Annotated in this window: 8 protein-coding genes; 2 read left to right on the top strand and 6 right to left on the bottom strand. The window is 40.0% G+C overall.

The features are described from left to right. The coding region (locus L656_RS0103585; RefSeq protein ID WP_024598233.1) for an RDD family protein at positions 1–807 on the bottom strand (807 nt) is incomplete at its 3' end. A 152-nt stretch (positions 808–959) separates the two neighbouring features. Next, positions 960–2,045, bottom strand: a complete 1,086-nt coding sequence (locus tag L656_RS0103580; RefSeq protein ID WP_024598232.1) for an alkene reductase — start codon at positions 2,043–2,045, stop codon at positions 960–962. Positions 2,046–2,225: 180 nt separating this feature from the next. Between L656_RS0103580 and L656_RS0103575 the strand changes: the two genes are divergently transcribed. Then, positions 2,226–3,002: a hypothetical protein gene (locus L656_RS0103575; RefSeq protein WP_024598231.1), complete on the top strand. Its 777-nt coding sequence runs from the start codon at positions 2,226–2,228 to the stop codon at positions 3,000–3,002. 67 nt (positions 3,003–3,069) lie between these two features. Continuing rightward, entirely contained in the window at positions 3,070–3,594 is a 525-nt protein-coding gene (locus L656_RS0103570) for a CIA30 family protein (RefSeq protein WP_024598230.1), read from the top strand. Positions 3,595–3,615: 21 nt separating this feature from the next. Here the strand turns inward: L656_RS0103570 and L656_RS0103565 are convergent, their stop codons facing one another. The 4 genes from L656_RS0103565 to L656_RS0103550 form a co-directional block, all read right to left on the bottom strand. Beyond that, the gene (locus L656_RS0103565; RefSeq protein ID WP_024598229.1) at positions 3,616–4,152 is read right to left on the bottom strand and encodes a hypothetical protein; all 537 of its coding nucleotides are present in this window, start codon (positions 4,150–4,152) and stop codon (positions 3,616–3,618) included. Between the two features lie 144 nt (positions 4,153–4,296). Then, positions 4,297–4,551 carry a hypothetical protein gene (locus L656_RS0103560; RefSeq protein WP_024598228.1) on the bottom strand — a complete coding sequence of 85 codons (255 nt, stop codon included), beginning with the start codon at positions 4,549–4,551 and terminating at the stop codon, positions 4,297–4,299. 27 nt (positions 4,552–4,578) lie between these two features. Beyond that, entirely contained in the window at positions 4,579–5,058 is a 480-nt protein-coding gene (locus L656_RS0103555) for an FKBP-type peptidyl-prolyl cis-trans isomerase (protein ID WP_024598227.1), read from the bottom strand. A 2-nt stretch (positions 5,059–5,060) separates the two neighbouring features. Then, positions 5,061–7,499, bottom strand: a complete 2,439-nt coding sequence (locus L656_RS0103550; RefSeq protein WP_024598226.1) for a Lon protease family protein — start codon at positions 7,497–7,499, stop codon at positions 5,061–5,063. Between the last annotated feature and the right edge of the window lie 64 nt (positions 7,500–7,563).

Here is a 7,563-nt window from a genome sequence, read left to right as displayed (position 1 = left end):
GCCGTTTAAGGCGACAACACGGATATTACAAACCTTTTTACCCGGTGTTTGCCCGCGCCAAAGTAAGGAGAACAACGTAAAGTAAACAGCAGCCCAACCAAAACCTAAGCCTAAGTCTTGAATAATACCCTTGCTCCACTGCAAAATACTATTTGTGGTTGTTTGTGCAGGTTTTTCTTCTATTAACTGTGCAGGCTTTATTTCGTTATTTTCACTGAGTACTAATAGCTGTAAAAGTACGGTAGCAAGTTGTGGGTTTTGTAGGTCGTCCATTTCTGCTAATTTGGGAACTTCCCCTATTAAATTATCAAGCGCGTTTTGTTGGCAAGGTTGATCACAGCTTTCATCGGCTGTTTGCGCTAAATAATTGTTTACGTGTGGTTTTTCTGTGGCGGTAAGCTGAATTTCATCTTGTATTTTTACGCCCTGAACAGCCAAACCTTGATCAGCGTTATCGTCTTCTAGGTAATCTATGCCAATTGAAAGCACAGTAAGTGCGCTTACAAATAAAATACTTGCTGCCGTTACTTTTAAGATTCTTCGCCACACACTCGACATTTTTGGAAGGTATTGCTGAGCCGTACCTTTATAAAAAGCCATTGCAGCGACAAATGCTATTAAAGCCGCGCTGAGCTTGGCTGCTAAAAATATCAGTGCAACATCAATAATAATCGCTAATGCACGCCTACTTGGTGTAGCTAAAGGCAAGCCCAGCAAAGCACTGTCAATTTTAAAGGCGTAGGGTGTAATAACTTCTCGGGTTTCAGAATTTGATAATTCTAATTGTTCTATCTCTTTGGCTTTCATTTATTTTCTTGTTATTAAAATAGGTAACCCGGTTAACTTACGCGTTTTTTATTTTTTGCTCAAGATAAAGCTAATAGAATCAGTGCACAAAAAAGGGCTGCATAAAATGCAGCCCTTCATGTTTTTACTCAATGTTTATTACTTACTAGCAATTATACCGTTGGATAATCGGTATAGCCTTGCTCTGCACCACCAAACAAAGTGTCGGGGTTGTGGCTGTTAAGAGGCTTGCCTTGCTTTAAGCGTGCTGGTAAGTCTGGGTTTGATACAAACGGGCGACCAAAACCAATCATGTCGGCCCAGCCTTCGCTAAGTGCTTTGTCTGCGCGCTCTTTGGTGTACTTGCCTGCGTAAATTAATACACCGCTGTAAGCTTTACGAATGGTGTGTTTAAACTCAACACTCATTAAAGGTGCATCATCCCAATCGGCTTCAGCTATATGCATATAACCTACACCGGCTTTGTTTAATGCCTCAGAAACAGCTAAATAAGTTTCCTCAGGGTTTTCGTCTACTGTGCCATTAAGGGTTGTTAACGGGGCAAGTCTTACACCTACCTTGCTGCTACCAATTTCGTCGCTAACAGCATTTACCACTTCAATTAAAAAGCGTATACGGTTTTGCACGCTGCCACCATATTCATCGGTGCGAGCATTTGACTCTGAGTCTAAAAATTGGTTAATAAGGTAACCATTTGCAGCATGAAGCTCTATGCCATCAAATCCTGCATTAACTGCATTTTTAGCAGCTTGACGAAATTCGCCTATGGCTTGCGTAATATCTTGTTTGCTCATTTCGCGTGGTAACTGAGTATCTACAAAACCCGGTGTGCCGTTTGTATCTACAAATACTTTTACGTCTTTTGCAGGAATGGCCGAGGCTGAAATAGGCTGCACGCCACCGGTGTTGTCACTGTGAGTTACGCGACCAACATGCCAAAGCTGAGCAAACATCACGCCACCAGCGCTATGTACTGCGCTTGTTACTTTACTCCAGCCTGCAACTTGCTCATTTGAGTAAATACCCGGAGTCCAAGCGTAACCTTTACCAAGCTCACTAATTTGCGTACCTTCGCTTACAATTAGCCCGGCACTTGCGCGCTGTGCGTAATATGTTGCCATTAAGTCGTTAGCTATATCGCCGGGCTGTGTTGAACGCGAGCGGGTCATTGGGGGCATAACAATACGGTTTTTTAATGTTTTACCTGCAAGTTCTATTGGTTCAAAAAGTAATGTCATAATGCCTCCTAAGTTTGATTGCGCTCATAATAACGTAACCAAGCACCTGCAAAAACAACAGAAACTGCAAAATAGTTTTGTTGTATCTGCAATAAAGCCACAAAGTAAAACACATTAACTTTAGGTGAACTAAATGTATTTTATTGACTCATAACAGCACTATTATGTTGAGGATTTGATGTGAATAAAGGGAATGCATGGCCGTGGATTATCTCGTTTTGTATACACGCTATTGTGTTGTACTTTTTGTTTTCGCAATCTATTAAAGTTGCGCCGCCAAAGGAAAAGGAAAGCGCAATAATACAGGCCTATGTTACGGTTAATTTAGCTAGCCTACCTAGGCCAAGCCCCGTTGTTACAACAACCAATGCGCCCGATATAAAACCTGTAAATACTAAAACAGATGCACCAAATGCAGTGACCTCTAACACTACACCTATAAAAAAAGATTCTACAAAAACCAAAGTAAAGGTGACTAAAAAAATAAAAGCCAAAACCACCACTTTACAAAAGGCACAAACAGAGCTTAAAAATGACTCTGTTAAACCTACTGAACCCCAGTCAGCTGCGCCTTCAGAGCCTCCAACAAAAGCTTCTCAAACATTTAAAAAGCTAAATCCATATGCGCCGCTATTTGGCTCACCTGTAAATAATATGACTCATAAAAAAATGGTCTCCTTTGGTGAAGACAATGGCTCTGCAAGTGATGAGATAAACAATAAGCCGACTATTAAAACGCCAGTAAAATCTGACAACTCAGAAGTTATTAGCCAAAATACAACAGGCACACGACGGTTAGAAAAATTTAACGGTAAATGCTATTTAATTGATACTTCAACCGTATTTGGTAGTAATGGCATGCCTCAAGGTAGCGGTAAACCCTGTCCTGAGGATAAAACTGATAAAGAAATTATGTTTGAAAAAATCATGAAAAAATGGAGCAGTAAAAATAATTAGCTTTAAATAAGTGAACAAATAATATGTTTATCCGTATTGATAAGCTTAAAGTATTTAGGAGTAAGCCATGATCACCAAACAACTATCATCACTTTTTGTATTTAATTTATTTGTTGTAAGTGCACAAGCGAATGCAAACCAGCGCTGGTACGTTGTTAACGACTCAGTAATGGGTGGGGTATCAAATAGCCAAGTAAACCAAACTGCTAAAAGTTTAATATTTGAAGGGAATATATCGCTTGAAAACAACGGTGGTTTTGCATCAATACGTACAGAGCTAAATACACAAAGCCAAAATACTAAAGCTATAGCGCTGCGTGTTAAAGGCGATGGACAAACCTATCAGCTTAGGCTCAGAACTACCAATTACCTTGATGGCGCAGCGTACACCCACTCATTTAAAACAGTAAAAAATGAATGGGTAGATATAAAATTTGCTCCGAGTGATTTTACTTTAACGTATCGCGGTCGCGTGCTTGAGCAGCAGGTTAATATTGATCTTGACGATATAAAACAGCTAGGCTTTATGATTGCAGGCAAACAAGAAGGTAAGTTTAAACTTGAAGTGGGTAAAATTGAGTTTAAAAGCTAACCCACCAGCATGTTGTTGGCGCTAAATAGTATAGTCGTCGCCTCGCCTTTTCATTTCACTAATAACCAGCTCAACCATTTGTTGTTTTATTGCTGCTTGCTCTGACTTTAGCTCACCTAATTGCAGCTCAAGCCTATCGATTTGATCTTGCTGTTGCGTGTTTTTATATTTTTTTGCACCTAGGTGCTCTGCATCTAAAGTTAAATTGGCATCACTTTTATTTAGCTCATTGGCGCTACTATCTATGGTTAAACTACGTTGAACTGGGCTTTGCTTAAGTTTGTTAATTTGTTCTTGCAGCGCAATAACTCGCCCAGTGAAGTGTTTATATACTTTTTCAAGGTTTTTATATTGATTGCTAAACGTAGCGTTATCTTCACTATATTCTTGCGCTTTGGTATCTAGAAACTTTGATAACACATATTTTGGCTCTTCCTCATTTTCTTCCTCGCTCTTTTCTTCACTCGCTTTTTCAACAGCTAGTTTATCTGATTGCGCTAAAGGTTGAGTATTTGAGCTGTGTACTTGGTATGGAATGGGAGCCGCTGAAACCTTCATTATTTTGTCCCTAAAATAGTTTACCTTTTTATAGGTATCGACCTCGTATTAAAATCCTTGAGTAAATTTTATTGTTAGCTAAAAGCAAAAAGCCCCACTTTATTAAAGTAGGGCTTATACCAATTTATTAAACTAACTCGTTGCTTACTTAGTGCTTTGGTTACCTTGTGAGAGCGCAATAAGTGCAAGTGCCGCATTTAGGCGGGTATTTAAATTATTATAAATAGTCATGCCAAACACACCAATAATACAAACCATTAAACCCATTTGTAGGTTAACGCTCATCTCTAGTAAAAAAACAGCTGCAACGAGTAAGCACAGCGCTAATGCATAAATAATAGATTGAAAGGTAAAGTTAATATCACCCTTGGCTATTTTAAGTAATTCGTCTTTATTCATAACTTACTTCCTTGTTATTTAATTTAATCACTCAGACTCAATTGCCAGTAACTCTACTTCAAAAATAAGTACTGAGGCAGGAGGAATACTCCCTACACGCTTTTCGCCGTACGCTAATTGGTGCGGTACATATAACGTGTATTTATCGCCCGGGCTCATAAGTTGTAAACCCTCAGTCCAGCCTTTAATAACTTGGTGTAAACCAAAGCTAATCGGTGTTTTACGCTCTACTGAGCTGTCAAACACAGTACCGTCGATTAGTGTGCCGTGGTAATGCACGTTAACCATACTTGTTGGGCTCGGTGTGTTCTCACTCTCACCTTTATGCACTATTTTGTACTGTAAGCCTGATGTGGTTTCGACTACACCCTCTACCTTTGCGTTAGCGGCTAAATAGTCTGCACCTATTTGTGCATTTATGCCTGCCTGTTGTTTTGCTTTTTTACTATTTTGAAATATTAAAAAACAAAAAATGGCGATAACTACCGCCAAAATTATATTAATCATCATTAACCTTTTTCGTTGTCTAGCTTTTCATTATCTGGCTCTTCGTCTTTTTCGTCGTCATCATCGCCATTCACTATGTCGGCAATCTCTTTAAGACGAGCAAGCGCAATACCGTTTACTGAGTTTTCTGGATACTGGTCATCAATAATATCGCCAGCTTCTATATCCATTAATAAGTTAAGCGCTTGGTCTACGGTTTCAACTGCGTAAATATTAAATTTACCCGCATCAACCGCATCAAGTATTTCATCATCAAGCACTAAGTTAACTTGGTTTGATTTAGGAATGATAACGCCTTGCGAACCTGTTAAACCACGCATTTTACACAGTTTAAAAAAGCCTTCTATTTTTTCGTTTACGCCGCCAATGGCTTGTACATCACCATGTTGGTTAATAGAGCCTGTAAGCGCAATTGATTGGCTAATAGGTAGGCTTGTAATAGACGAAATAAGCGCACACAACTCTGCTAAAGATGCGCTATCACCATCTATGTAGCCATAGCTTTGCTCAATAGCAATATTAGCGCTAAGCGTTAAGCTAAAGTGCTGCGCATATTTATTACCTAAATAACCGGTAAGCAACATAACACCTTTTGAGTGAATTGCTTTACCAAGCTCAGCTTCGCGTTCAACATCTATTACGCCATCGGCGCCCGCATAAACCGTTGCGGTAATACGTGCAGGTGTACCAAACGAGGTATCGCCAATGTGCAGTACCGTTAGGCCATTCACTTTGCCAATGGCTTGACCGCTAGTAGCAATAAGTGTGTGGCCTTCTTTTATATCACTGAGCATATTTTCGCTAATTTGGCCGGTACGGTACTGCTTGCCTTCAATGGCTTCGTCAATATGGTGCGCGTCAATAACGGCTAATTTATCTTGCTTTGCGTAGTAACTGGCTTCTGCAATAAGTTCAAGCACATCAGCAAAACGCGCTGATAATTTATTTTGATGCTCAGCTTGGCGGTAACTAAATTTAAGTAAACGCACCATAGCAGCCTGAGTTGCAGTGCATTTTAATGTTTGCTCGCAATACTCGGTTACTTTAGTAATAAACTGATATTGCAATTTATCGCTACTTGGCAAGTAGTAATCAAAGTCGGCCAAGACTCTAAATAGCTCTGCAAATTCTTCATCGTATTCACCTATGGTGTAGTACAACTCACGCGAACCTAATAAAATAATTTTAACGTCAAGCGGTATAAGCTGCGGGCGAAGTGTAAAGCTCGTCCCTACTGTGCTGTCTTGATACGGTAAATCGTTTTTAATTTGATGTGTTTTTAACGCAAGTTTTAAACCATCCCACACTTGTGGGTTTGCCATGATTTTTTCAGCGTCCATAATTAAATAACCGCCATTAGCACGGTGCAATGCACCGGCCTGAATTGAGCGATAACAGGTAATTAAAGAGCCTTGCGAAGTTGAGTACTCAATTTTGCCAAATATATTGCCAAATGTTGGGTTAGGCTCGTACACAACCGGTGCGGCGTCGTCCTCTTTAAACTCAACTAAAATGTTAGGTGCAAAAAAGTCGGTAAGCATGCCCTTGCGATCAAAGTCTTCTTTGCTTTCTTCACTTTCATCTTCGTCATCGAGCCACTCAAGTACCGCGTCTATAATTTCAACGCGTATATCTTTTAAATAACGCAGTACGCCAATGTGAGTTGCGTATTTATGTTCTAAGTCTTTTAAAAGTGGCTTAGTGGCTTGCTCTGCAGTCGACTTTTTAAGATTGCGTTGTTTTTCTTTTGATTCGCGTTTCCAACGTGGTAGCTCTATTAACGCTTCTATTAGTGCATCTTCTAGCTTTTCTATTTTTTCAAAAAACTCTTCACGCAACGTTTCTTCAAGTTCGCCAAATTCACTGTCGCTTAACTGTTTACCATCAACAAGTGGTGCAAACCCTACAGAATTTTTTTCTTCGACTAACGCAACGCTTTGTTCAAGTGCGGCAATTTCTACTGCGGTAATAGCACTATCGTAGGCATCGTTAAACTCACGATCGATTGATTTTTTCTTACGCTGATACGCTGGGTTATCAAATGCCGCAGGAAAGGTGTCGAGTACTTCATCTAAAAATGAATCTATATCGTCACTAAGTTGCTTACTTTGGCCCGGTTGCATAAACAGCGCAATAGGTTCTCTGTGGTCATCGTAATTATTTACGTATAACCATTCGTTTGGCGTTGAGCGGTCTTTTGCGTGTTGTTTAAGTTTGTCTTTAACAAGCGTAAAGCGCCCGTGAGCGGCCTCGCCCATTACATAAACGTTGTAACCCGGCAGTTCCATCCCTAATGAAAAGTCTAAAGCACTTTGGGCACGTTGTTGCCCTATAAACGTAAGTTGCTCTGGATATGGATTGCTCATACACGTGTTTACGTGATTAGTAGAAATACTCGGTGCGAGCTTTGAAACAGATAGTGGCAGCAATTTTTTCGTCATTCTAACTTCTTTTTTTACCAGCATATTCGCTGGCCTTTGGGCGTATTAAGTGGCCCGCAGCCAC

The sequence above is a fragment of the Pseudoalteromonas sp. TAE56 genome (assembly GCF_000497955.1).
Taxonomy (GTDB): domain Bacteria; phylum Pseudomonadota; class Gammaproteobacteria; order Enterobacterales; family Alteromonadaceae; genus Pseudoalteromonas.
The sequence above is the reverse complement of the archived record's forward strand: the minus strand, read 5'-3'. Positions and strand labels throughout refer to the sequence as shown.